This window comes from Rothia mucilaginosa, assembly GCF_049990865.1.
In the GTDB taxonomy this organism is placed as follows: domain Bacteria; phylum Actinomycetota; class Actinomycetes; order Actinomycetales; family Micrococcaceae; genus Rothia; species Rothia mucilaginosa_I.
This window is the reverse complement of record NZ_CP188231.1, coordinates 1,143,440-1,167,917: the sequence shown is the minus strand read 5'-3', so window position 1 is coordinate 1,167,917 and position 24,478 is coordinate 1,143,440. Positions and strand designations below refer to the sequence as shown.

The following is a 24,478-nucleotide window of genomic DNA, read 5'->3' as shown; positions in this document are numbered from 1 at the left end:
GGCTATCTTAGCGAACCTAGAAAGCCATCATCAGAACCTCCAGCTCACCGCGAGTCACCATGTGCTTGGGATTGAACGTGCCGCTGGTGCTCAGCGCAACCTTGTTCTGACCAGCCCACACAATCTCACGGAAGAACGCAGAATCCGGGGTCAGATCAGTGTACGAGTGCCAGTCATGATCAAGGGTAGGGGAACCCGCTGCACGGTAGGTGAATGCCGCAACCGTAGCGTTCGAAATGCCGGCATCCGCGTGGAACTTACCATCAGACCAGCCGAAAGTAATGCCCTTCTGGCGAGCCCACACGTAAGCGGCGTAGTTCGGGTCGGTGGTCTTTACATCCGGCCAGGGGGAGACTACCGGGAGGTTCACCTTGGGGCTACCAGCCTGAGCGTACAGAGCCGCCGTCAGCTCGCCGCGGGTAGCGCGTTCCTTACGCTGCTCATCAGTCAGGCTGGGCTGCTTACCCTCATCAGCGTCAGACCCCTTGAAGTTCAGGTCCTGAGAAGCCAACAGCTCACTGCGACCCTCAGGTGCCTTGCCCACCACAGGGCCGGCATTCTCGCCGTTCTTGTAGCCGTTGTTAGTCCAAACCTCCACCACGTACTTTTTCGCCGGATCCAGAGTATTCGCCGGAACCTTCACGACGCCGCGTACCTTGCCGTTCTTGAACTCAGAAATATGGCTAGGGTGGTTATATTCAAAAATGTCGCTCGTCCCCAGAACCGGGGTGTTTGAGCCCTTCTCACGAATCACATACTGAACACCCCTGGAGAAGTTAAACTGGCCGTAGAAGCCGGTACCCAAGAAGTAAATGTTCTGATCAGCGGTAGTATCACCCAGAGCCTTGTACTCCACCTTGGGAGCAAACGGGCTGGGTCGGAACGCCTGAGTGTACAGCGCACTATGAAACAGCACGTTCTTGCCAGCCCGCAGATCATCAAGGGTCAGCGGGGGCTGACCCTGTTTCTCGGTAAACATGCCAATCTCATAATTCACCTCATAACGCTTCTCGTAACTCGGAGCACCGGGGAAGGGGACGCGAGGCTCGTAGTAGTTCTGCAGCTCACCGGGCTTGACCCTCAACTGAGCATTCAGGGTGCCGTTTTCAGCAATGGTGAAATCCTTACCCTCCTCAAAACGGAGCAACACATCCTTAGCGGGTAGGAAATCACCGTCGTCAGGAACACCCCGAGAAGTAGCAATATAAAACACTACTTTGCCGTGCTTATCACGCCACTCCTTGGTGTAGCCCCAACCCTTCACATGGATGGTGCCGCCCTCAGCGGTGTACAGATACGAATCCTCGCCGTCGTACCGGTACCTGAACGTAACCTTCTGCGGGGTCTTACCCGGAATATCCGCAGCTGTCGTGCCGTCAGAGCCTTCGAAATCCAGCTCCTGGGTAGCAAGCAGGGTACCGCGGCCCTCGGGTGCCTGACCCACGACGGGGGTAATAAACTCGTCGCCCTCGTAGCCGTTGTTACCCCACACCTCGATAACATAATCTTTTTCTTTATCCAAGGTGTTTGCCGGAATCTTCGCCGTACCGTGGATGTAGCCGCTCTGGTAAGCGAAAGCCAGATTCTCGTGGTTATATTCAACGATGTCGCTAACCACCAGAACCGGGGAGTTCAAACCCACCTCTCGCACAACAACCTGAACACCCTTCGGGGAGTTAAAATCACCCTCAAACCCCCAACCCCAGAAGTCCAGAACCTGATCCTTATCAGTATTCTTCAACGCGTTGTAGCTCAAGTGAGGATAGAACTCATCAGAAGTATCAGTGGGATTCTCACGGACGCGATCACCCGGCAGAGAACCAGCCGCTGCAGGAATATCTGCAGTAGCATTCTGGGCAAGCGCCGGAGTCACCGGCAGAATAATCGCACCCGCCAGCGCCAGTGCACTGCAGCTGCGAGTTGCATACAGGAGTGAAGACTTAGAGTTCGGAAGAGCGGACATAAACATTCCTTATCGGTCATGTCCATTGCGCCGATGCAGGTTCTAAATAGGAATGAGAAATATCCGTCGAATCTGCGCCAACCCAATGAGAAGTGGTTGAGTGTCCCCATCGGTTCAGGAAACACTCTCACCCTAACAAACCTTCAAGTAGAAATTGGTACGTTACTCAAGAAAAACTTGAACCTTCCGAAATATTTCATTGCGTGCATGATGCCGCGCACGGATAGCACCAAACCCAAGTAGCTCCAACCCCAGACAGCCCCGCGCACAGTCCTCAAAATACGAGCGGCCCCGCACTCCCAAACAGGAGTGCGGGGCAGACAAACACGCTAAAGCAAAGCGCTAAAACGAAGCACAGAAACTAGGAAGTGCGGAAATATAGGTACATCATCATCGCAATACGACCACGAGAGGTCTGAGTCGTCGGCTCAAAAGCATTACCCTCAGACACCGTCGACACGCCATGGCGAGACGCCCACACAATCTGACGGTAGAACGGAGTCGCAGACGAAACATCGCTAAACGGGGAAGTACCCGACATCTGAATCTTCTGCGCACCATCAGCACGGTACAGAAGCGCCGCAGCGGAAGCATTCGACAGGTGCGCCTCCGCATGGAACTTACCATCAACCCAGCCGGAGGTAATACGCTCCTGACGCGCCCACAGGTACGCATCATAGTTCGGGTCAGATTCATCAACATCCGCATACGGCGAATGCTCCGGACGAGTCACCGCCGGCGAACCCGCCAGCTTATAGAACATGGTGATCAACTCGCCACGAGTCACCGGATCCTCAGCACCAAACTGGTCCTCAGAAACCGGCTCCATCGTCTGGGTGCGAACAGCCCAACGGATACCCGCATAGTACGCAGAATCCTCAGGGGCATCAGCAAAAATAGTGTTCGCATCCGGCGCGGTCACGGACGGACGCAGAATCTTCGGGCCCTGGGTCGAAGAACTCGACACCAGAGCAGAAGTAGAAGTCGCCGAAGCGGTCGCCGGCGCAGCAGTATCCGCCGAAGAAAGACGCGCCTCCGACGGATCATAAAAAGAGAAAAGAGGTGAGAACGGCAGATACAAAACACCCGCCAGCGCCACAGCGCCAACAGCCAGCTCAATACGGCGGCGCTTACGCTTCTTCGACTCAGCCTGAGAAGAAGCCTCGGGGGTGCCCTCCGGTGCCAGCAGAGGTGCAGAAGAATTATGGGCAGTATCAGTCGACTGCTTAAAATCCTGGGACATAAATCCTCAATGTGGTTGATGTATCGGTGTGTGATGGGCTCCCTCTAGTTCTACGCACCCAGCCGGATAAGGGTGCGCACCAAGGGGGCGCAACAGTCCTAAGCATAAACCACAGCTTGAAAAATATTAATTTACACTCCACAGAACATTCTTAAAAAGGGGAGTGGAGCACCCCAAAAATCCGCCCAATAGCGGGTACCGCATGAGGTGCGCCCCACATGCGGTACAGCCCACATTAGCGTGTTAGCCGGCAAAAATACCTCGAAAAACCGCGGAACAGCACCGGGCGACAGTCCCGCACGCGCCCCTACAGATACCTTGCAGACACCTCATAAACACCCCGCAATGGCACAGAAAAGCCGGGCCGGCGGGATAAAACCAACGTTTCATCGCCGCCAGCCCGGCATAATCTCTAGAACCTAGAAGCTAAACCCAGTGAACTAGCAAAACCCTAGCGGACCTTGTAGTTCATCAAGAAACCAGCCAGCTCACCACGGCTCACCAGCGCAGACGGGTGGTACTCAGAGCCCGGGAAAACCTGCAGCTTCTGCTGCTTAGCCCAAGTAATCTCACGGTAGAACGCAGAGCCGACCTTTACATCGGTGTACGGCGCCTCAGTCGCAGCAACCGACTTCTTACCATCAAAACGGTACAGGAACGCCGCAACAGTAGCGTTAGACACAGACGCATTCGCGTGGAACTTACCATCAGACCAGCCGAAAGTAATACCCTTCTGACGAGCCCAAATGTACGCAGCGTAGTTCGGGTCATCGGCCTTCACATCCGGGTACGGGCTAGTAGCCGGCAGATTAACCTTCGGGGAACCAGCCATACGGTACAGTGCAACAGTCAGCTCGCCGCGGGTCGCATCATCATTAACGCCGAACCAATCCTTCTCGCGAGAATCAATCAGCTTCTGATCAGCAGCCCACAGAACAGCCTTGTGGTTCGCGTGAGCAGCCGGAACATCAGCGAAACGCTCACGAGCCTTCTTGTTCGCAGACTCACCGGTCAGGGTCAGGTAATCAGCCGCGATGCGCTCACGCTGACCATCGGCGTAGTTGATGGTTACAAAAATAGCGTAGTGGCTATCCTCATCCAGCTTGGTGCCGTCAACGTTAACGGTCGTCTCAAACGCGCCGGTCGCCACACGGTCAGCGTTCAGAGTGATGCTATCCAGAGCCTCACCGGTCGGGTTGCCGTCAGCCTCAGCAGCCGAGAACAGCACATTCACGGTAGCACCAGCGGGGACGTCGAAATCCTTACCCTTCACACGGATAGTGGTCGAAGAGCTCAGATCCACCTTGTCAGTGCTCAAAGAAACCGAAGGAGAGGCCTTCTTAACGTTCTCACCGTTCACCGGAACAAACGCCTGAGTGCTCAGCGCCTGGCTGTTCGCCTCATCGTTATCTTCCGGAACGTTGAACTCGAAAGTCTGCACAACATAGGAGTTGCCGGACTTCAGGGTGCCCGCCGGGATGTCCAGAACAGTCGAGAAACGGCCGTTGGTGTAACCCATGTACTGACCAAAGAAAGCAGAGTAGGAGGTGAACTTAGCCTCCGACTGAGCCAGTGCGGGGCCGGTCGCCTTACCGGTCGCCGGATCAACCGCACGAACCGCAACAATCAGCGACTCGCTACCGTTGTACGAAATATTCTGGAAACCAGCACCGTTCACAGTGACCTTAGCGTTCTCAGAAGCATTCACCGACGAAGCGCTGTACGACAGGGTCGGGGAATCAACGGCGGGAACATCCGCAACCTTCAGTTCAGTACGAACCTCATCCGCAGGAATCCAGCCGTCTTCAGCGTCATCGCGGTAACCGAGCACAACATCGAAGGACGAGCCATTGGCCTCCAGATAGTTAGCGCCGATAGAAGCGGTCAGGTTCACGGTGCCGTCAGCCGCAAAAGCGGACGCGGGAACATCCTGAACATAGAAGGGGTAATCACGCGGGTGGTGCGGCGGGAAAGCGACGCTTTCACCCTTCGGAACAACGTACAGGCGGAACGACTTGCCCTTAACGAAGTCCTTGGAGAAGCCGGAGCCGCTAACCGTCACGTTGCCGCCCTTGAGAATATCAAAAGTGCCGGAGGTAACCTGCAGGCGCTGGGCACCCTGAACCTCACCCGGCGCAACAGCCTCGGCTGCTACCGGAGTAGCAGGTGCGGCAAACGCGGGGGAGAGAGGCAAGAGCATAGCGCCAGCCAGGGTGATGGCGCAGCTGCTCTTGGCCACATTTTTGGGTAGCGCAAAGCGCATGTGGTTGGGAAGTGAGGACATTGTTATCCAATCAGTTTTTATCGGTGTCACGCATCGAGTGTGGTGCGCATAAACACCGTAGCAAATAGTTAAGACGTGCTGGAACCTGAAAGGTCATCAGTGCGAAAAATGCCTGTGTGTTTTATCGCATGTCTTAAGGTGAAGTATAGCTTTAAAAAGTATGTGCATGACGTGGAAAATATGCCTAAATAGTGTGCTGATAAGCACAAACACTGGTCACTGTACAAAAAAGAAAGCGCAAAAAACCCACCGCATTCGAAAAATTCGCACCTATGCAACCTCTGCAGGTTGAGAATATTCACAATGCGGTGGGTAAGGCAACATAAAAGTCACCCACAATAAAAATGGCACATAAACAGAGCCATAAAGTCGCCTATTTGACGAAAGCCAACCAAGATGGCTAACACCACGACCGGGTGCTACCTGAGGTGGCTACCGCCGTGCTCCATACGGTACAGCATGACCGCCAAATCATAGGTGGTCGTTTGCGGCCAGGTAAAGTCCTCGCGTAGCCAATTCTCGGCGTAGCCCCAGATGTGTTGCTGCACAGCCCACCGAGATTCACGCCAAAAAGCGCTACCCTCGCTTAAATCCGTAGCCCAATACTTAGTGCTCAGCTCAGAATCCTTCGACCCAGGCAAGCTGCCATTACGAGGCTGGGGCGCGGCAGTCGGCAAGATGGGCGACACCTTACCATGCGAACGCTGATACCTGTACAAGAACGCAACGATAGAGCGAGCAGAAATCTGTGCATCCGCGTGGAACCCACCATCAACCCAGCCGAACGTAATGCTCTGCTGACGAGCCCACACAATCGCTGCATAGTCCGGGTCATCAGGCTGAACATCCGGATACGGACTGGTCTCAGGAAGTTCAACCTTCGGGGAACCCGCCAGGCGGTACAACGCCACCGTCAGATCACGGCGCGTCAAATTCTCAGAAGAATAGGACTCTGACTTAGGAAGCTGCTGAGCCTTGTACCACCTTTTCGCAGTCTCACGCTCCTCAAACGCGTTCACCACCAAACCAAGGTCAGTAGAAACAACCTGCTGCACAGAATCCGCGGCACCACCCTGACCGGGAAGAACCTTCTCCACCACCAGCTTATAACCGCCCTGATAATTCAGCGTCTCACCGGGAATAGTGAGCGTAGCCTCCGTGTAACCGCTCTGGATGCGGTCAGCCGCAATATCCTGCACCAACGCCTTTTGACCCGTCAGATTGCCAGAAGCATCCGTAGCCTGCATAGAGAAACGGTAATGGCCCTCAGTGAGCTTCGGCAGATTCACGGCACGCACCTGCAACGTGTTCTTCTCCCAATAGGGGCTCACCTGCGGTGAGTCAGAACGATATTGGCTCATCTGCTGCGGCTCAACGCGCAGAACCGGGGCAGCATCCTTCATCTCGGCGTTCGAGTCAGGCGAGCGCACCGGAATAAACGGGGCAACATCCGTCAAAAGGCTACCGGGTACCTTCTCCTCATCCGGATCCGGGAAGAGGCCGCTGTAGACACCAATCATGTACGCCTTACCCGGTCGCAGAGTACCCGCAGGAATTGTCACATCCGCAGAGAAATAGTTGTTGAGAAAACTCCAGCAATAGTATTCACCGCAATCCGTATAACGAACTTTATGGGTGAAAACAGGCTTGCCCACCATCTTTCCCGTTGCAGGGTCAACCTCATACAGCATCAGATACGCCGGGGCACTCCCCGGCTCAACAAGCTGCTTAGAGAGAATATGGTAGCCCTCAATCGTCAGCTGCGTATCAACCCAGGGGTTATCGACCGCCGGCATGCTGTACACGTAAGTAGTCTGATCCGGCTCAGGGTCCTGAGTCAGGCTGAGCGGAGTGCGGGCAGTAAGGCGGGGGTCCTCATACTCATCGGCGTTCGGCTCGCGCTCACCCGCCGGATAGTAGGTCAGCACCACGTCAAGGGCAGGCGAAGGGCTAGCCGGGATGGTCTGCTTCTTGACCTCAAAGGTGAAGGTGAGGCTCCCGTCCGGGTTGTCGCGGACAATACCCTCATCTCGAAGATGATCAACCTTGCCGCGGTGCAGCGGATATTGGGTTGCCTCGCCGGTACGGGACCACTCGTAACCGGTACCACGGTTCACGAGGCCGAACTGGAAGAGCTTGTACTTCTTACGGAACTCGGGGGTCAACGGGGAAGTCGTCACGGACACCGTGCCGCCCTGAGAAATATTGAGAGTGCCGGTGGTGACCTTCAAATCAATCTTGTCAGCATCGCTAATACCGGTAGCGTCGGTAGCGGCACCGGGTACGGGGGTTGCCTGCAGCGATGCGGCAGGGGAGGCGGCGCCTACCTGAACAGGGGCCGCTTGAGCAGTCTGTGCGGGTTTCGCCGGTGCCGCATCAGCATGCACAGCAGGGGTGACCGCCAGCGCCGGGGTCATGCCCAGCAACAGGGAGAGGCTGATTGCCTTCTTGCCCTGAGTCTTTAGAGTGCGGGCATTTTGGGCAGAGGCTTTTAGTGCGGGCATCTTAGCACCCTGAGCGGTGGTTGGTCGGAAGAAGGAAGACACGGTTATCCCATCTAATGTTCTGCACTGTGCTTTTTACGCGGTTGTTTCCTGCACGGTGGTTTTCTGCACGGTGATTGAAGTGAGTGAGGGAAAACGTTGAGTGGAAGGGGAGAAATGAACGGTGAAAAGGAACGAAAAGTTGAGTAGAAAAGGGGGCGCACAGTGCGTCTTAGCGAAAGTGCTGGCGGGCTGAAAAGCCGGGCGAATCAGCCCGAAATTTCAGCCCGCCATCACCGATTGTAAAGCAACATAGCATCAGGTTGCGTGGCCGCAGGAGGCGACTCTCAAATAACTACTTCAGGGCAACTACTTGAGGCGGCTGCCGCCGTGCTCCAGGCGGTACAGCATGACCGCCAACTCCGAAGAAGAAACAGTATCCGAACTGAAATCCTCAGCGTAACGGCGAGAATAATCCTTATAACCCCAGATGAACTGCTGAGTAGCCCACAGCGACTCCCGCCAGAATGCAGTATCCGTACGCTCATAATCGGACCAATGCGAACGCGAAACCCGGACCGGAGAATCACCCGGCACGCTACTGTTCTTGGGCACAGACGAAGACGGCAAACTGCTCGACTCCGGCGCAGGAGCCGGCGCGACCATCCGCTGGTACCTGTACAAGAACGCCAACGTAGAACGCATCGAAAGCTTCGCCTCCGGGTGGAACTTGCCGTCCGCCCAGCCAAACGTAATGCCCTTCTGACGAGCCCAAATGTACGCGGCGTAGTCCGGGTCGCTTGTCGCCACATCCGCATAAGGGCTGGTTGCAGGTAGCTCAACATGAGGTGCACCCGCCAGGCGGTACAGCGCCGCCGTCACATCGCGGCGACTCAAAACGGTCTTACTCTCGTCCAAAAGAGCCTGCTGCTTAACCCACTCGACAGCCGCCTTCTGCTCCTCAGCAGTATTCGCCAAGAGATCAAGATTCTCAGAAGCCACCGGCTCGACCGCATCCGCGGCGCCATCCTTGCCAGGGATTACCTTCTCCAGAACAACCCTGTAAGACCCCTCATAATTCAGCGCGCTACCGGGGACGTTCAGCGTCTCCTCAGCGGCACCATCGTGGATGCGCTCAACGGGAATAACCTGCTCCAAAGCCTTCTCACCGGTCAGCTCGCCAAAAATATCCGTTGCCTGAACCGAGAAACGGTAATAGCCCTCGGTAAGCTTCGGAAGACCCGAGACTCGGGCGGTGAGAGTATTCATCTCCTGATACGGGTTGATGCGCTTATGCGGAATGTACAAATCCGGCCGCGCTACAGGCTGGTCAGGATTCGGCTGGTTATCGCTCGGCTGCCCCGACCGCACCGGAAGGAACTGCGCAACACTGGTCAGCAAGCTGCCGTTATAGTCCTCCTCGCCCGGGTGAGGCAGATTAGAACCGTAGATGCCAATCATGTAGAGCCTGCCCGGCTTCAACGTACCCGCCGGAATCGTCATCTTCGTGCCGAAATAGTTATTGCGGAAACCCGTACAGTGATGCAAGCAGTTGCCCGTCAACGGAACAACATGGGAGAACACAGGGCGTCCCATAATCTTTCCCGTAGCCGGGTCTGCCTCATACAGAGTGACGTATGCCTGGCTGTCGTATCCACCTACGATATTCGGGGGAAGAATATGGTAGCCCTCAACCGTCAGAGTCGTATCCTGCCACGGCTTATCAATCGCCGAAATGCTGTAGCGGTACGTCGGCTGATCAGGCTCAGGGTCGCGCACCGTGGGCAAAGGAATTCGCGCCGTGCTACGAAGATCTTCATACGGATAGTCGCGCGGGTCAGGCTTACCGGACGGGTAATAGGTCAACACCACATCGAAGAGGGTTCCCTCCGGAACCATCATCCACTGCTTCGGGATGTCAAGAGTGAACGTGACGCTCCCATCAGGATTATCGTGGGCCTTACCCTCAGCGCGGAGGTCGGCAACCTTGCTGCCGTACTGCGCTTCAGGAAGGGGGTTGCCGTATTGTGACCAGAAGTAATTCTCACCGCGCTCCACAATGCCAAACTCATACAACGTGTACTTCGCGCGGAACTCGGCACTCAGCGGCGCAGTGGTCACGGAAACAGTGCCGCCCTCAGAAATATTGAGGGTGCCCGAGGTGAGCTTCAGGCCAACCGGGTTATCAGGTTTCTTATCCTCAGCTACAGGGGCAGCAGGGGGTAACGGTGCGGGGGAGGCGGGTGCAGCCTGTGCTGGTTGCGCCTGTTGCTCAGGTGCCGCCTGGGTCGGTGTTGCGAGTGCCGCCGGGGTGATACCGGCAAGCGGGCTCAAACCCAGCAGCAGTGACAGGCTGAGCACACGGGCGCTCGCCGGGTGGCGCGGGGTATCGGAGTGAGGCGGAGCGCCTCGTGGTGTGAAGAATGAAGACATCATTATCCCATCTACAAAAAACTGTACGGTGATTGAAGTGAGTGAGTAGATGAAGCGAGCGAAGAAGTCGAGCAGATATAGTCTGAAAAGCCAGGCTAGGGGAGAAGAAGCCCCGTAAATCCTGATGTCAGGCAAGAGAAGCCGCTGGGGAGGGGAGGAACAGAGGCTGCACCGGCGGGCTGAAAAGTCGAACTACGCCGAACATTCCAGCCCACCGGTCACTCCTCACCACGATCGGGCGCTACCTGAGGTGGCTACCGCCGTGCTCCATACGGTACAGCATCAACGCAAAATCACCAGAGGAAATGGAAGAATTATCAAAGCCCTCATAGGCGTATTCCCCGTCAACGCTGTAACCCCACATGCGGTAATCAACAGCCCACTGAGCCTCACGCCAGAAAGCGCTACCCTCACGAACCTTATGCTGCCAGCCACCGGAACTCTGGGGCGCATCCTGGTTACCCGGCAGCGAAGAAGAGGCCGGCGCCTTCGGCGTGACCTGACCCATCGCCTTCTGATACCTGTACAGGAAAGCCACCGTCGACGAGGTCGAAAGGGGCGCATCCGGGTGGAACTTGCCGTCCGCCCAACCGAAGGTAATACCCTTCTGACGAGCCCAAATGAACGCGGCGTAGTCCGGGTCGCTTGTTGCCACATCCGCGTAAGGGCTGGTTGCAGGCAGGTCAACCTTCGGGGAACCCGCCAGGCGGTACAGCGCCACCGTCACATCGCGGCGCGTCAGATTGCTATTCCAGGACATCGGCGAAGGACCAGGCAGAATCTCACGATCAGCAAACCATCGTTCAGCAGCCTGCAACTCACCCTCACGCGTCAGCTTCAGAGGAATATCCTCGACAGCAAGCTGCTCCACCGACTCGCCGGCACCATCCTTACCGGGGGTGACCCTCTCCATAAACAGACGGTACGCACCCGAATAGCTCAGCTGCTGATCAATCGTCAGATTCAGCTCCACCCTGCCGTCCTTGATGAGGTCAGCCGGGATTGCCTGCTGGAACACCGTCTGACCGGTCAAATGACCCTGCTCATCAACATGCTGCACCGAGAGGCGGTACGATCCTTCACCCGGTGCAGAGAGCCCGGTAGCGCGTGCCGTAAACGAGTTCGTCTTCGCGTACGGGCTCAAACTTACCGACCCAAGGTGCAGCGTGGGTCGTGCAGACTCCTGATCGGGGGAATGCACCGGAAGGAACTCCGCAACATCATTCAGCATAGAACCCGGAGAATCTTCCATGCCGGGGTAAGGCACCCCGCCACCGTACACGCCCATGAAGTACAGTTTGCCCGGCTTCAACGTACCCGCCGGAATCGTCATCTCCGTGTTGAGGTAGTTGTTACGGAACGTGCCGTAGTTATCCTGCTGGTTAGTGAACTTCAGCGTGTGCGTGAACACGGGCTGACCCACCATCTTGCCTGTTGCCGGGTCAGCCTCATACAAGGCGAGAACCGGCTGTTCACCATCCCCCGCGAAGTTATTAGCCTGCGAGAGGACGTGCCAACCCTCAACCCTCAGCGTCGTATCCTTCCACGGGTTATCAATCGCAGACCGGCTGAAACGGTAGGTCGCGCGGGTAGGCTGCGCATCCTGAACCACATCAATATGGGCGCGGATGTAAATACGATATATCGGACTCAACAAATCCCGCTCATTTACATCCGAGGGGTAGTACGACATGAACACGTCAAAGAGCTCGCCGTCCGCCGCCTCAACGTACTGCGGGGGAACTTCAAACGTGTAGGTGAGGCTACCGTCCGGGTTCTCACGCACCTGATGCTTCAAATCCTTGAGAAACCCGCCGTACTGGTCGAGAGGCGGATTATTATTACGCCAATCATGCACGTACACCGATCCACGTCGCACCAGAGCCAGCTCGTAGAAGGTGTACTTCTGACGGAATTCAGCGCTCAACGGGGAAGTCGTCACCGACACCGTGCCGCCCTGAGAAATATTGAGGGTTCCCGAATCGACCTTCAGCTGCACGTTTGCGGGGTTCACCGGGCGAACCGTATCAGCGGGAGGCGGCACCATCGGAAGCTGCGCGCTCACCGTGAACTTATGGCTACCGTACGAATACTCAGAGTTCGAGAACGTTACCTGAACTTCTGCCGTCGAGCCCACGTGAGAGGGGTAGAACCCGTCATCATCCTGAACCTTATATTCGATTTCTACCGTACGGGTGCCGTCAGCATTGCGGGTTACGATTTCGTCGCGCTTGTAGTGCTGGCCCGCCACATCGTTGACCGCGAAAGGCTTGGACTCACCAGAGGTAGCGTTATAAATCCGCACAGAGTCAATGTAGTACCCCAGGTCCACCTCGGGTGAAATATTAGAAATAGTCACCTTATAGACGCGGTCCTGACCGGGATCAAAGTTCGGGGAAGACACAGAAACCTTCGGCAGAGTGTTCCTGAACGAATTATCCTGGTACGCCATACGCGCGGGGTTATTGCCCACAGGAACGAAGGGGAACTTACGCGACAGCTTATTCCACCCGTGGGTTTCTACACCGGAAACATCTAGGGAATACCCCCTACCGGATTTCAGGACTCCGGCAGGGATAGTGATCTTCTTCTGGAAGTAGCCGTTCGGAATCAGGCCCTCGAAAATGCGCTGATTCTCTTCCGTATCCGGCGCCTGGAACTCGCCCAGAGAAGCCACGCTGTAGGTCCTAATTGTTCCCTGCTCAGACAGCGTGAAACTCAAGGAACTGACATCCTGAAAACCGGTACCCGTCAGCGTCACCTCAATCGGCTGGCCCGAGGCAATCTGCTCCTCAGAGATAGCCGAAACATCGTAGGTGATGGAGGGGAGCACCGCCTTCGGGAGGTTGAACTCCACCGGCAGCGCCGCACGGACGCGGTCCTCAGTGTTCCACGCGTAGGGGTGGGCATCGTCTACGGGGCGGTAGGTCAGAATGACCTCGTACTCAAGGTTGGCCGGGAGGCTATTTGCCGGAACCGTCAGGTCGGCACTGAAACTGCCGTCAGCGGCCGGTTTTGGGGCGTCAAAGATAAGACCGCGGTGATCGACCTTTTGGTAGGGGTTGGCGTAGGTTGAAGAGCCCTTCGGGGCAATTGTGAGGCTACGCAGTTCGTGATGCGCCAAGAACTCGGGAGTGAAGCCGGTGCCTTCAACATGCACCGTGCCGCCAGTCTCAATTTTTAACGTGCCACTGGTGACACGCAAAATCGGTAGCGAACTGGTCTGCTCGCCCTGAGCTGCAGGAATCTGCTGGTTTTCTGCCTGGCGCTGGTTCAAAGCTGCAGCGGGAGAGGCGGGGGTCGCCTGTGCTGGTTGCGCCGGGTGTTCGGGAGCCGCCAGTGCCGCCGGAGTAATACCGGCAAGCGGGCTCAAACCCAGCAGCAACGATAGGCTGAGCGCGCGGGTGCTCGCCGGGTGATGCTGGGTAGCTGAACGGCGCGGGGCAGTGGAGCGGCACCGGGCGCCTCGTGGTGTGAAGAATGAAGACATCATAATCCCATCTACAAAAAACTGTACGGTGATTGAAACGAGTGAGTAGATGAAGTGAGTGAAAAAGTTGAGCGGATAAAGTGTGAAAAGAAAACCCCGAACAGGGGAGAAGAAGCGTTCTGGAGAAACGAATAGGAGGGGCGGTACCGGCGGGCTGAAAAGCCGAACTAATCCGAACATTCCAACCCACCGGTTACTACGACCGGGCGCTACTTGAGGTGGCTGCCGCCGTGCTCCATGCGGTACAGCATCAACGCCAAATCACCAGAGGAAACGAAAGAATAATCAAAGCCCTCATAAACGTGTTCCTTGTCAACGCCGTGATCCCACACGGCGTAACCCCACACGCGGTGATCAACAGCCCACTGAACCTCACTCCAGAAAGCGGCACCTTTAAGAGCCTTATGCTCCCAGCCGGTAGTACTCCGGAGCGCGTCATTATTGCCCGGCAGGCTACTGCTCTTCGGCAGCGAGGGAGAGGTCGGCGCCTTCGGAATGGCCTGACCCACCGCCTTCTGATACCTGTACAGGAACGCCACCGTCGACGGGGCCGAAAGGCTCACCTCCGGGTGGAACTTGCCGTCCACCCAGCCGAAGGTAATGCCCTTCTGGCGAGCCCAAATGTACGCGGCGTAGTCCGGGTCGCTCGTCGCCACATCCGCATAAGGACTGGTTGCAGGCAGGTCAACCTTCGGGGAACCCGCCAGGCGGTACAGCGCCACCGTCACATCGCGGCGCGTCAGATTGCTATTCTTGGACTGCGGCGAAGGATCAGGCAGAATCTGACGCTCAGCAAACCAGCGTTCAGCCGCCTGCAACTCATCCTTATGCGTCAGATTCACGGGAATATCCTCGACAGCAAGCTGCTCCACCGACTCGCCGGCACCATCCTTACCGGGGGTGACCTTCTCCAAGACCAGACGGTACGCACCCGAATAGCTCAGCTGCTGATCAATCGTCAGATTCAGCTCCACCCTGCCGTCCTTGATGCGCTCAGCGGGGATCGCCCGCTGGAACACCGTCTGACCGCTCAAACGCCCCTGCTCATCAACATGCTGCACCGAGAGGCGGTACAATCCTTCACCCGGTGCATAGAGCTCGGTAGCGCGTGCCGTAAACGAGTTCGTCTTCGCGTACGGGTTCAGCCTCACCGACCCAAGATGCAACGCAGGACGTGCGGTTTCCTGATTGGGGGAATGCACCGGAAGGAACTCCGCAACATCATTCAGCATAGAACCCGGAGAATCTTCCATGCCGGGGTAAGGCAACCCGTCCCCATACATACCAATAAAGTAGAGCTTGCCCGGCTTCAACGTACCCGCAGGAATCTTCAGCTCCGTGCTGAAATAGTTATTGCGGAACCACCTGGAGTTAACCCCGGAGTACGTGTAGTCCACCTGCTGAGTGAACACGGGCTGGCCCACCATCTTTCCCGTTGCAGGGTCAGCCTCATAGATAGCGACGACCGGCGACTCATTAGAAATCAGTTCACTAGCCTGGGAGAGGACATGGCGTCCCTCAACTCGCAGCGTCGTATCCTTCCACGGGTTATCGATAGCGGACTGACTGAAGGTGTAGGTCCCACGGGTCGGCTGCGTTTCCTGAACCACATCAATATGGGCGCGGGCATACAAACGGTTCGACCTACTCGAAGGTTCCGGCTCAAAATCATCCAACGGGTAGTACGACATCACCACATCGAAGAGCGTACCATTGGCAACCTCAAGGTATTGCGGGGGAACCTTAAACGTGTAGGTGAGGCTACCGTCCGGGTTCTCACGCACCTGATGCTCCAAGTCCTTGAGCATCCCGCCGTACTCGTTGAGGGGCGGATAACTATGGTGCTCCTCATACACGTACACCGATCCGCGCTTCACCAGAGCCAGCTCGTAGAAAGCGTACTTCTGACGGAATTCAGCGCTCAACGGGGAAGTCGTCACCGACACCGTGCCACCCTGAGAAATATTGAGGGTCCCCGAATCGACCTTCAACTTAACATTCGCCGGGTTCTCCCAATCAACAGCATCAGCGGCAGGAGGGACCATCGGAAGCTGCGCGCTCACCGTGAACTTATGGCTACCGTACGAATACTTAGAGTCCGAGAACACCACACGCACTTCAGCCATCGAACCGCGAGAAGAAGGCCTATAGGAGGAATCACCGTGAACCTTATACTCAACCTCCACCGTCAGAGTGCCGTCAGCGTTGCGGGTCACCAGCTCATCCTGCTTATCGTATTGGCCCGCTACATCATTCCTCGCAAAGGGTGCCTGCTCACCAGAGGTAGCGTTATAAATCGACACAGAATCAAGGTAGTACCCCAGGTCCACCTCGGGTGAAATATTAGAAATAGTCACCTTATAGACGCGGTCCTGACCCGGATCAAAATCCTGCGCAGCAACGGATACCTTCGGCAGGGTATTCCTGAACGAATTATCCTGATACGCCATGCGCGCAGGATTATTGCCCACCGGAACGAAGGGGAACTTACGCGTCAGCTTAGGCCACCCGTGGGTTTCTACACCGGAAACACCCAGGGAATACCCCTTACCGGACTTTAGAACTCCCGCAGGGATAGTGACCTTCTTCTGGAAATAGCCGTTAGGAATCAGGCCCTTGAAAATGCGCTGATTCTCTTCCGTATCCGGCGCCTTCAGCTCACCAAGTGAAGCCACATTATCGTTCGTGACCTTTCCTTGCTCATCATGTTCGGATAGGGTGAATTTTACAGAGCTGACATCCTGAAAACCGGTACCCGTCAGCGTCACCTCAATCGGCTGACCGGAAGCAATCTGCTCCTCAGAAATAGCCGAAACATCATAGGTGATGGAGGGAAGGACAGCCTTCGGGAGGTTGAACTCCACCGGTAGCGCCGTACGGATGCGGTCCTCAGTGTTCCACGCATAGGGGTGCGCATCGTCTACGGGGCGGTAGGTGAGAATGACCTCGTACTCCAGGTTTGCCGGGAGGCTATTCGCCGGAACCGTCAGGTCAGCGCTGAAACTGCCGTCAGCAGCTGGTTTCGGAGCGTCAAAGACAAGGCCGCGGTGATCAACCTTCTGGTAGGGGTTAGCGTAGGTCGAAGAGCCCTTCGGAGCAATCGTGAGGCTACGCAGCTCATGATGCGCCAAGAACTCGGGGCTCAGCCCGGTACCCTCCACGTGCACGGTACCGCCGTGAAGAATGTCGAGGGAACCGCTGGACACGCGCAGGGTCGGCAGGGAAGCATCCTGCTGATCACCCTGTGCAGGTTTGTTCTGGGCAGGCGCGTTCTGTGCGGGAGTGTTCTGTACGGGCGCGTTCTGCGCGGGGGAGGCGGGCGCCGGCTGAGCCGCCACCGGCGTCAAAGCCAACAGCGGAGACAAACCCAACGCCAGGGAAGCACCCGCAACCCTTCGGTGCGTGCCACGAACAGGCTTAAAGAAAGAGGACATCATTATCCAATCTGAATTTTCTACATGAAAGAGGGCGAATGAGAAAAGAAGTTGAGAGGATCAATGAGTGACAGTCCACCGCACCGAACCCGCACCGAATCCACATAGTAGAGGACCCGTAGCGGCGGCATGCTGAAGTGCAATTTCAGCCTACCAATCCGCGTCTTAGACATTCAATGAAAACACGAGAAAAACATTCCAATAAGAGTTATAAGACAAAAAATTCGAAATTTACGCCCCCGGTTTTATACAAAGCCCGACCCCAAAAAACTACACAACAGAGAAACAAAACTGTAAACAAAACCAGCGCTAAAAACGGCACCCAGCAGCGCCAGCATCAGAAAACGGGCACACAAAAACGGGTACACAAAAAAGGGGCGGTGAGAGAAAAACTCTCACCGCCCCTTCTATAGCCGCTATCTTCAGTTGCTGTTCTCAGAAGTCAACCCACGCTAAAACGTGTAGGGTCAACCGTCCGGTTCACGGCGCCTGCCAAATCCTAATCATCGAGATAAGGGCTATTGGGGATGGTGTCAAGCATGTCGAGCATTGACAGGACACGAGCCAGCTCCTCGCGGGTAGCAGTCTTGGTCGGACGGAAATCCTTGCTCTTATAGTAATAGCTCGTATCAATATTCACCGACGAGTGCAGCCACGAGCACTCCACGAAGAACGGGGAACCAGGCTTCATATCGGCAGGGGTGGTCGGATTGTACCAGCGAGTACCGGTAGAGGAGGGAAGATGCTTGTAACGGTAGAAGAACGCAGCCATCGTAGCGCGGCTAGCCACCGCCTCCGGGTGCATCTTACCGTCAGACCAGCCGGAAGTCAGACCATTCTGATACGCCCAAATGTACGCCGCGTAACGCTCATCCTTCGGAGACAAATCCGGGAAGGGAGAACGCGCAGGAAGCTTCACCTTCGGCGAGCGGGCGCTTCGGTAGATAGCATCCATCAGGTCGCCGCGGGTCACCGCACGCTGGGGGTGGAAACAACGGTCCTTATCGAGCAACAGAACCTTCGCCTTACATGACCTGTAGATATCGGGAGCGTACTCGCCATCCATATCAATGTCCACAATGAACGGTGCCCACGCGAACTCAGTGTCAATCGTAGGGCGAACTTCAAGAGTGCGCAGAATGGTGTACTGCTCACGGCGCGGACGAAGAGACAGGCGAATACCATAGTTTGCATTCGGGCCGCCGGTGATATCACGATTAATGATGTGGTGCCTAATGTAGACATCATTCTCGATGCGCTTCTTCGGCTCAAGAGAGAAGAAATAGAACTGCCTGAAGCCCTTCTCCTTGGTGTAGTAGCCGGCCTCAATGTACGGGGTGTACAGGCCGGTATCAAGCACAGCCTGCAGACCGGTAATCTCGTAGCTGAGGTTGAAGCCGCTAATATCAAATGACGCCTCAGTAACCTTGAACGTCAGCGGGGTGGTCTTAACGTCCAAGGTGGCAGCCTGGGCGCTCTGCTCGCCGGCGTGGTGCGCACCCAAAGCGCCAGCGACTGTTAGTGCTGCCGCACCCTTAAAAAGGGCGCGACGAGAGGAAAAAGTAGACATTTCATTGTCCCATCGATGTGTTTCTGAGTGGTTACTTCTACGCTAGCAAACCAATAACCATTGGTTAAGCCTCTGCGAGTTTGTTATACGTACGTGGCATGTCGTGCTTCGTGTGTGCTGAGTTGAGAATATGAGCGTTTGTGAGCGAATTACCCGCCACCAATGGCGAGACGTTTAATACTATAAGCACTTCTGTGCACAAAAAGAAGGTGGATAGATAGACACTATCCGCCTTGCACCCCATAAAAACCTACCCGCTCAATGTGGGGAAATGTGGTTTTACAGGGGACGATACGGGTTTAAGCCCCTAGAAAAATAGTTAAAAAATTTTCAATATGATGCAAAAAATAGGCGAAAAAATAGTTGGGCGACCTACTGCTCATGCACCAGCAGCGTCAAAACGCCCACCTTTCGCGCCGTCGGCAGAGTGCACTCCACCGACCAGTCCGCGCTGACCGCCTCCAAAAATTCGGCAATACCCGCTGTGGAGCCGTCAATAGGACGAGCCGCCAAGCCCGACTGAATCAGGTACCGCGCAAACAGACCGCGGTAATGCTTCGCCATATGCGAGACGACCTTACGCGACCCATCAGTCGCCACACGCTCCACACGAACCGCCAGAGTCTGCGACGGGGGAGTCACCCATGACTTCGCATAGGCGGCAGAACGGCAATCTAGAATCAGCTGGTCCTTTGCGGTAGCCTCCAGGGCGGTACCCAACGCGCCCTTCCAGAAGGAGGCGAGCGCACCCACCGAACCCAGCTTCACACCCATCGACAGGCGGTAGGCGGGGATCGCGTCCTCGGGGCGCAGAATACCCCATAGCGCCGAAGAAATCAGCAACGACCAGTGCGCGGCATCGCGTTCGGCGGGGGAGAAGCTCTCATAATCCAGCGCCTCGAACAGCACGCCCGTGTAGGTGCGAATCGCGGGCTGTGCCGGTTCGGTCAGTAGGCGCGTATTGCGTTCCACCTCTGCTTCGAGGGATGCACCCACCTTGAGCTCCGCCAGAGCGTCGGGTCCCGAGCTGACAGCCGCCAGCTCCTCCAGGACGCTCTCACGCTCGACGGTCAGTTCGGGGAATGAAAGATCAGCAAAGCAGACGGGCGCGTTGCCAGTGGGGGCGGGAGTTTTACCTTCGGACGGGGGAAGAAGAATCAGCATCTCTCCAGTGTACCCGCGAGACGCAGTGTAGCTGTGAGACGCAGTGCAGTTGTGAGGTGCCAGGCGTATCCCTGCGTGTCCCAGTTCGCCCCTGAGTGCCCGTGAGGGAGCCCGGGAAATAGCCGCCTCCAAGGGTGTGCGTATAATGGGTTGGGTGAAACGGGCCGTCCGGGCAATCGCGAGGCACACGTGCTTCGAGGAAAGTCCGGGCTCCACAGCACAGGATGGTGGATAACATCCACTCGGGGTAACCCGCAGGCCAGTGCCACAGAAAGTAAACCGCCGCGGTTCGCCGCGGTAAGGGTGAAAGGGTGGTGTAAGAGACCACCAGCGGGCGCGGTGACGTGCCCGGCTAGGTAAACCCCATTCGGAGCAAGGTCAAACAGAATACGCCATGGTAGGGTAGTGCGCCCGATCCCCGTCAGCTTCCTTCGCGGAGGTGGGGTGCGTATTCGGGTAGGCTGCTTGAGACGTGCGGCAACGTACGTTCTAGATAGATGATTGCCTCGAAACGCCCCTTCGGGTGGCGTTTTAGACAGAACCCGGCTCATAGGATGACCCGTTTCACGCTACCGTTGGCTGGTGGAAAACATGACCGGCTGATAGAAAACGAAGACCGCGAATGCGCTTGAGAGTGCATTCGCGGTCTTCGTTTTAAACTTCTCGAAAGGTCGGTCTGACCTTCAGAAGAGCTCGTGATTAGTGGCCGAACGGATCCGGATCAACGCCGGGCATCCACGAGTTACCGTCGACGGTCCAGCCTTCCTTCTTCACGACCTTCTTCATCTTGCTGGTCCACTTCTTGTTCAGGCGGTTCACGTACAGCTTGCCGTCCAGGTGGTCGGTTTCGTGCTGCATGCAGCGTGCAAACCAGCCGGTCGCCTCAAACTGGACGGGGTTGCCGTGCTCGTCAAGACCGTTCACGGTCACCCACTCTGCGCGCTTGAGGGGGAAGCCGTAACCGGGGAAGGACAGGCAGCCCTCTTCCTCCTCGTAGGGGTCCGGATCGGCGGTAGAAATCTTGCCCAGGGTCAGTACCGGGTTGATGATGCAGCCGCGCGGGGGAACACCGTCCTCATTCTCCATCTTGTAGGTGAAGACGCGCAGGCCCACGCCAATCTGCGGTGCCGCCAGGCCCACACCGTTGGATGCGTCCATGGTCTCGTACATGTCAGCCACGAGCTCCTTGAGCTCATCATTAAACTCGGTGACGGGTGCCGCGGGGCGGTGCAGAACGGGGTTGCCGTGAATAACGATGGGGCGAATAGCCACGGAATTATCCTTTGCTTGTGTTGAACGGGAACTGTTGGGCGGGAACTTGCCGGGTGTGCCTGCCTCATGAGTGCCTGCCTCATGAAGGTGTGCTTCGTGAGGATGCACTTCGTGAAGATGTGCTGCGCCCCGTTCCCGCTCGCTGGTTTAACGTGCGGGTGTAGAAGCTCTGTTCCGGTACGCCGTGTGCGGGTGAACCGTGTACAGGCAAACCGAACAGGGGGTAAAGCGAAAGGGCCGTTACGGATAACCATAACGACCCTTTCCATCGGGGTGATCGACGGGGGTTGAACCCGCGACCTCCTGGACCACAACCAGGCGCTCTGCCAACTGAGCTACGACCACCATGTGCTTCGCTTGGTTTCCCTTGCGATATGCAACGGATACTACTGTACAGGAGATTCAGATACCTGCCAAGTTGAAAAGCCGTGATGCTCGTTACATGCCTTGCTTACGCCTCGGATGCCTCAGCCGCCTTAGAAGCGGATGCCTCAGCCTCGCGCTCAGCTGCCTCGCGTGCGGCACGCTCAGCCTCCACCTCACGCGCAATCTGCGCTGAAGCAATCGCATCAGGGCCCTGCGGCACAAAAATAGCGCGGCGGTAATACTTCAACTCATCAATCGAGTCCTTGATATCACCCAGTGCGCGGTGGTTACCGGTCTTCGCCGGGGCGCTATGACGAGCCGCCGGGTACCAGCGCGACGCCAGCTCCTTAATGGTCGACACATCAATCACACGGTAGTGAAGATGCGCCATGACCTCGGGCATGTAACGCTCCAAGAAGCGCTTATCCATGCCCACCGAGTTGCCGCCCAGCTGCGCCTTGCCCGCCACCGGAACATACTTCTTGATGTAGCGAAGCACCTGCTCCTGCGCGTAATCCATCGACACGCCGTGCTCAATATCGGGTAGCAGACCCGATGCCTCATGCATCGAACGCACAAAGTCATTCATGTTCTCCAGCGCACCGGCAGGAGACTCATCACCGGGCTTAATGACGAACTCAACGCCAGAACCCAGAATGTTCAAATCGGCATCCGTGACCAGAACACCCACCTCGACGAGAGCGTCATTCTCCACGTCCAGGCCGGTCATCTCGCAGTCAATCCATACAATACGTTCACTAGAAATACTCACCCTCCCACTCTACCCCCAAACGCCGCCGGCCCGGCGAACAGCACGTCACAAAAGGGCACAACAAGGCGCATCGGGCATAAGAGGATGCGCAAACGGCGGCAGCAGGGGAGAACCGCACCAGTCCGCGTGCTATCCGGTGTACCCTACGGTGTGCCCTCCGGTGTGTCCACAAGCGTCTTCGCGGCAGTGATTCTCGCCAGTGCATCCAAGGGCTCCGGTATGATAAAAACCAGAACGACGATGCAGACAGAAAGGGAGTTATGCGCGCACCAAAGGAGCTAGCACACCGGCTCGCCACACCCGGCGCACACGACGCACCTCTCTCACCCAAACTCCTGGACTACGTCAATAATCACCGTCTGCGCACGCTGATTATCGGCACCATCGGCTCCATCATGGTCACCCTCGGCTCCTACGCCGTCGGCTGGCTCGCCGACAGCTCCAGCTTCTGGCGCTACGACACTATCCGCGCCATCCGATTCGAAGCAGCATGGGTCATCACCGGCATTATCATGCTCGCCCTCGGCGCCATGATCATGTGCCGCGAATGGCTGCGCATCTACCAGAAAATGGGCGACTGGAACGAACCCAACACCATGCGTTGGATGATTGCCGTCATCACCAGCTGGTCCCTGCCGCAGGTCTTCGCCTTCACCATCTACAGCCGCGACATGTTCTCCTACTACGGCCAGGGCATGGTCATGGCGCACGGCCTCAACCCGTACAAGCACGGTGTCTCCGAAATCTCAAACTTCATGCAGAACGGTGCGGACCCCATGTGGGCGGAATCCCCGCCCCCGTACGGACCGGTCTCCCTCAAACTCGAAGAGTGGATTGTGCGCCTGGCGGGGGAGAACATCGACCTCTCCCTCTTCTACTTCCGCCTGCTCTCCGTGCTCGCGGTCATCGGCATCCTCTTCTACGTGGCAAAACTCGCCCAGGCGCACGGCTTCAACCAGGTCCGCGCCCTCTGGCAGATCGGCCCGAACCCGCTGTTCATCGCATCGTTCATCGCCAGCGGCCACAACGACTCGCTCATGACCATGTTCATGCTCGGCGGCCTCTACTACGCCAAGCGTTACCGCGACACCTGGTGGGGCGGCCCGCTCGGCGTGACCTTCGTAGCCCTCGGCGTTGCCGTCAAGCCGCTCGCCCTCGTGGTGCTGCCCTTCGTGGGTCTGCTCTGGGCGGGTAAGAACGCCTCCTGGCCGCGCAAGTTCATCTTCTGGGCGCTCTCCGGCGTGCTGCTGCTCGCCGAAATGGCGCTTATGGGCTGGGCAACCGGACTGGAATTCGGCTGGATCAAGGCACTGTCCACCACCGGCGGCCAGTACATCTGGTACACCCCCTTCGGCCTGGTCATCGGCGCCGCCTCCCTGTTCGTTCAGGGCGACGCCTTCGACGTGATCCGCAAGCTCATCGAGACCGTCGGCAAGGGCATCGGCATGCTTGGCGCCATGGCAATGGCATTCGTCGGACGCGACCGCAACATCGTGCGCCACGCCGGCCTCGCGATCCTGTTCATGCTCCTGTGCAGCCCCATGATTCAGCCCTGGTACCTGCTCTGGGCCATCCCGATGCTCGCCGCAACCGGCCTGCGCTCGCACTTCCAGCTCATGTGGTACTTCATCACCACGCTGTTCTTCATGGCGTACGGCGTGAGCGACCAGCTGAACGTGTCGCCCTACCTGCGCGATTTCAACCAGGACATGGGCCGACTCATCGCGACGGTCATCTGCCTGGGCTACATCATCTACCTGGTCGCCCTCGACCCGGCAACCCGCCGCCTGGTGTACGTGAGCCTGCACCCCACGCAGATTCGCCGCACCACCATCCGCCTGTGGTGGCAGCTGTTCCCCGGCGCATCAAGCCGCCGTGCACGCCGCCGCGAGGTGAAGAAGGCAGAACGGGAAGCCACCAAGGTAGGCTCCTAGCGCGAACATCCGGCGTGCTCACCGGATGTGCTGCCCGGCGGGGTAGCCCCTACCTGAGGCGTGCTGTGCA

The 24,478-nt window shown here is 57.0% G+C and carries 12 protein-coding genes, 1 tRNA gene and 1 other RNA gene; 2 read left to right on the top strand and 12 right to left on the bottom strand.

All coding sequences use genetic code 11. The features are described 5' to 3' along the window. Nucleotides 1–16: 16 nt before the first annotated feature. The 9 genes from ACP3RB_RS04585 to ACP3RB_RS04545 all read right to left on the bottom strand — a co-directional run bounded on the left by ACP3RB_RS04585 (nucleotide 17) and on the right by ACP3RB_RS04545 (nucleotide 20,064). Complete coding sequence (locus tag ACP3RB_RS04585; RefSeq protein WP_426698634.1) at nucleotides 17–1,963, bottom strand: gluconolactonase; 1,947 nt, start codon at nucleotides 1,961–1,963, stop codon at nucleotides 17–19. 361 nt (nucleotides 1,964–2,324) lie between these two features. Beyond that, nucleotides 2,325–3,206, bottom strand: coding sequence for an S-layer homology domain-containing protein (locus ACP3RB_RS04580; RefSeq protein WP_070629587.1), 882 nt, complete (start codon nucleotides 3,204–3,206; stop codon nucleotides 2,325–2,327). A 451-nt stretch (nucleotides 3,207–3,657) separates the two neighbouring features. Beyond that, a complete protein-coding gene (locus tag ACP3RB_RS04575) occupies nucleotides 3,658–5,490 on the bottom strand; it encodes an S-layer homology domain-containing protein (protein ID WP_426698633.1) in 1,833 nt (610 codons plus the stop codon). 419 nt (nucleotides 5,491–5,909) lie between these two features. Continuing rightward, nucleotides 5,910–7,994, bottom strand: a complete 2,085-nt coding sequence (locus ACP3RB_RS04570) for a peptidase (RefSeq protein WP_426698632.1) — start codon at nucleotides 7,992–7,994, stop codon at nucleotides 5,910–5,912. Nucleotides 7,995–8,342: 348 nt separating this feature from the next. Then, nucleotides 8,343–10,409 (bottom strand): S-layer homology domain-containing protein, encoded by a 2,067-nt coding sequence (locus ACP3RB_RS04565; RefSeq protein ID WP_426698631.1) that lies wholly within the window; start codon nucleotides 10,407–10,409, stop codon nucleotides 8,343–8,345. Between the two features lie 238 nt (nucleotides 10,410–10,647). Beyond that, nucleotides 10,648–13,899: an S-layer homology domain-containing protein gene (locus tag ACP3RB_RS04560; protein WP_426698630.1), complete on the bottom strand. Its 3,252-nt coding sequence runs from the start codon at nucleotides 13,897–13,899 to the stop codon at nucleotides 10,648–10,650. A gap of 206 nt (nucleotides 13,900–14,105) precedes the next feature. Continuing rightward, the gene (locus tag ACP3RB_RS04555; RefSeq protein WP_426698629.1) at nucleotides 14,106–17,333 is read right to left on the bottom strand and encodes a siroheme synthase; all 3,228 of its coding nucleotides are present in this window, start codon (nucleotides 17,331–17,333) and stop codon (nucleotides 14,106–14,108) included. Between the two features lie 496 nt (nucleotides 17,334–17,829). Beyond that, entirely contained in the window at nucleotides 17,830–18,900 is a 1,071-nt protein-coding gene (locus ACP3RB_RS04550; RefSeq protein ID WP_311452911.1) for an S-layer homology domain-containing protein, read from the bottom strand. 372 nt (nucleotides 18,901–19,272) lie between these two features. Beyond that, nucleotides 19,273–20,064, bottom strand: coding sequence for a YaaA family protein (locus tag ACP3RB_RS04545; RefSeq protein WP_311452912.1), 792 nt, complete (start codon nucleotides 20,062–20,064; stop codon nucleotides 19,273–19,275). 160 nt (nucleotides 20,065–20,224) lie between these two features. On the opposite strand from ACP3RB_RS04545, the gene rnpB reads away from it, so the two are divergent. Continuing rightward, nucleotides 20,225–20,630, top strand: an RNA gene (rnpB, locus tag ACP3RB_RS04540) — RNase P RNA component class A. A 133-nt stretch (nucleotides 20,631–20,763) separates the two neighbouring features. Here rnpB and def read toward each other — a convergent pair. From def to orn, 3 genes are all read right to left on the bottom strand, one after another. Next, entirely contained in the window at nucleotides 20,764–21,336 is a 573-nt protein-coding gene (gene def / locus ACP3RB_RS04535) for a peptide deformylase (RefSeq protein ID WP_303966237.1), read from the bottom strand. Nucleotides 21,337–21,608: 272 nt separating this feature from the next. Continuing rightward, nucleotides 21,609–21,681, bottom strand: a tRNA-His gene (locus tag ACP3RB_RS04530). A 106-nt stretch (nucleotides 21,682–21,787) separates the two neighbouring features. Then, entirely contained in the window at nucleotides 21,788–22,474 is a 687-nt protein-coding gene (orn, locus tag ACP3RB_RS04525) for an oligoribonuclease (RefSeq protein ID WP_311452913.1), read from the bottom strand. A gap of 260 nt (nucleotides 22,475–22,734) precedes the next feature. On the opposite strand from orn, the gene mptB reads away from it, so the two are divergent. Then, nucleotides 22,735–24,408 (top strand): polyprenol phosphomannose-dependent alpha 1,6 mannosyltransferase MptB, encoded by a 1,674-nt coding sequence (gene mptB / locus ACP3RB_RS04520; RefSeq protein WP_426698628.1) that lies wholly within the window; start codon nucleotides 22,735–22,737, stop codon nucleotides 24,406–24,408. Nucleotides 24,409–24,478 lie beyond the last annotated feature (70 nt).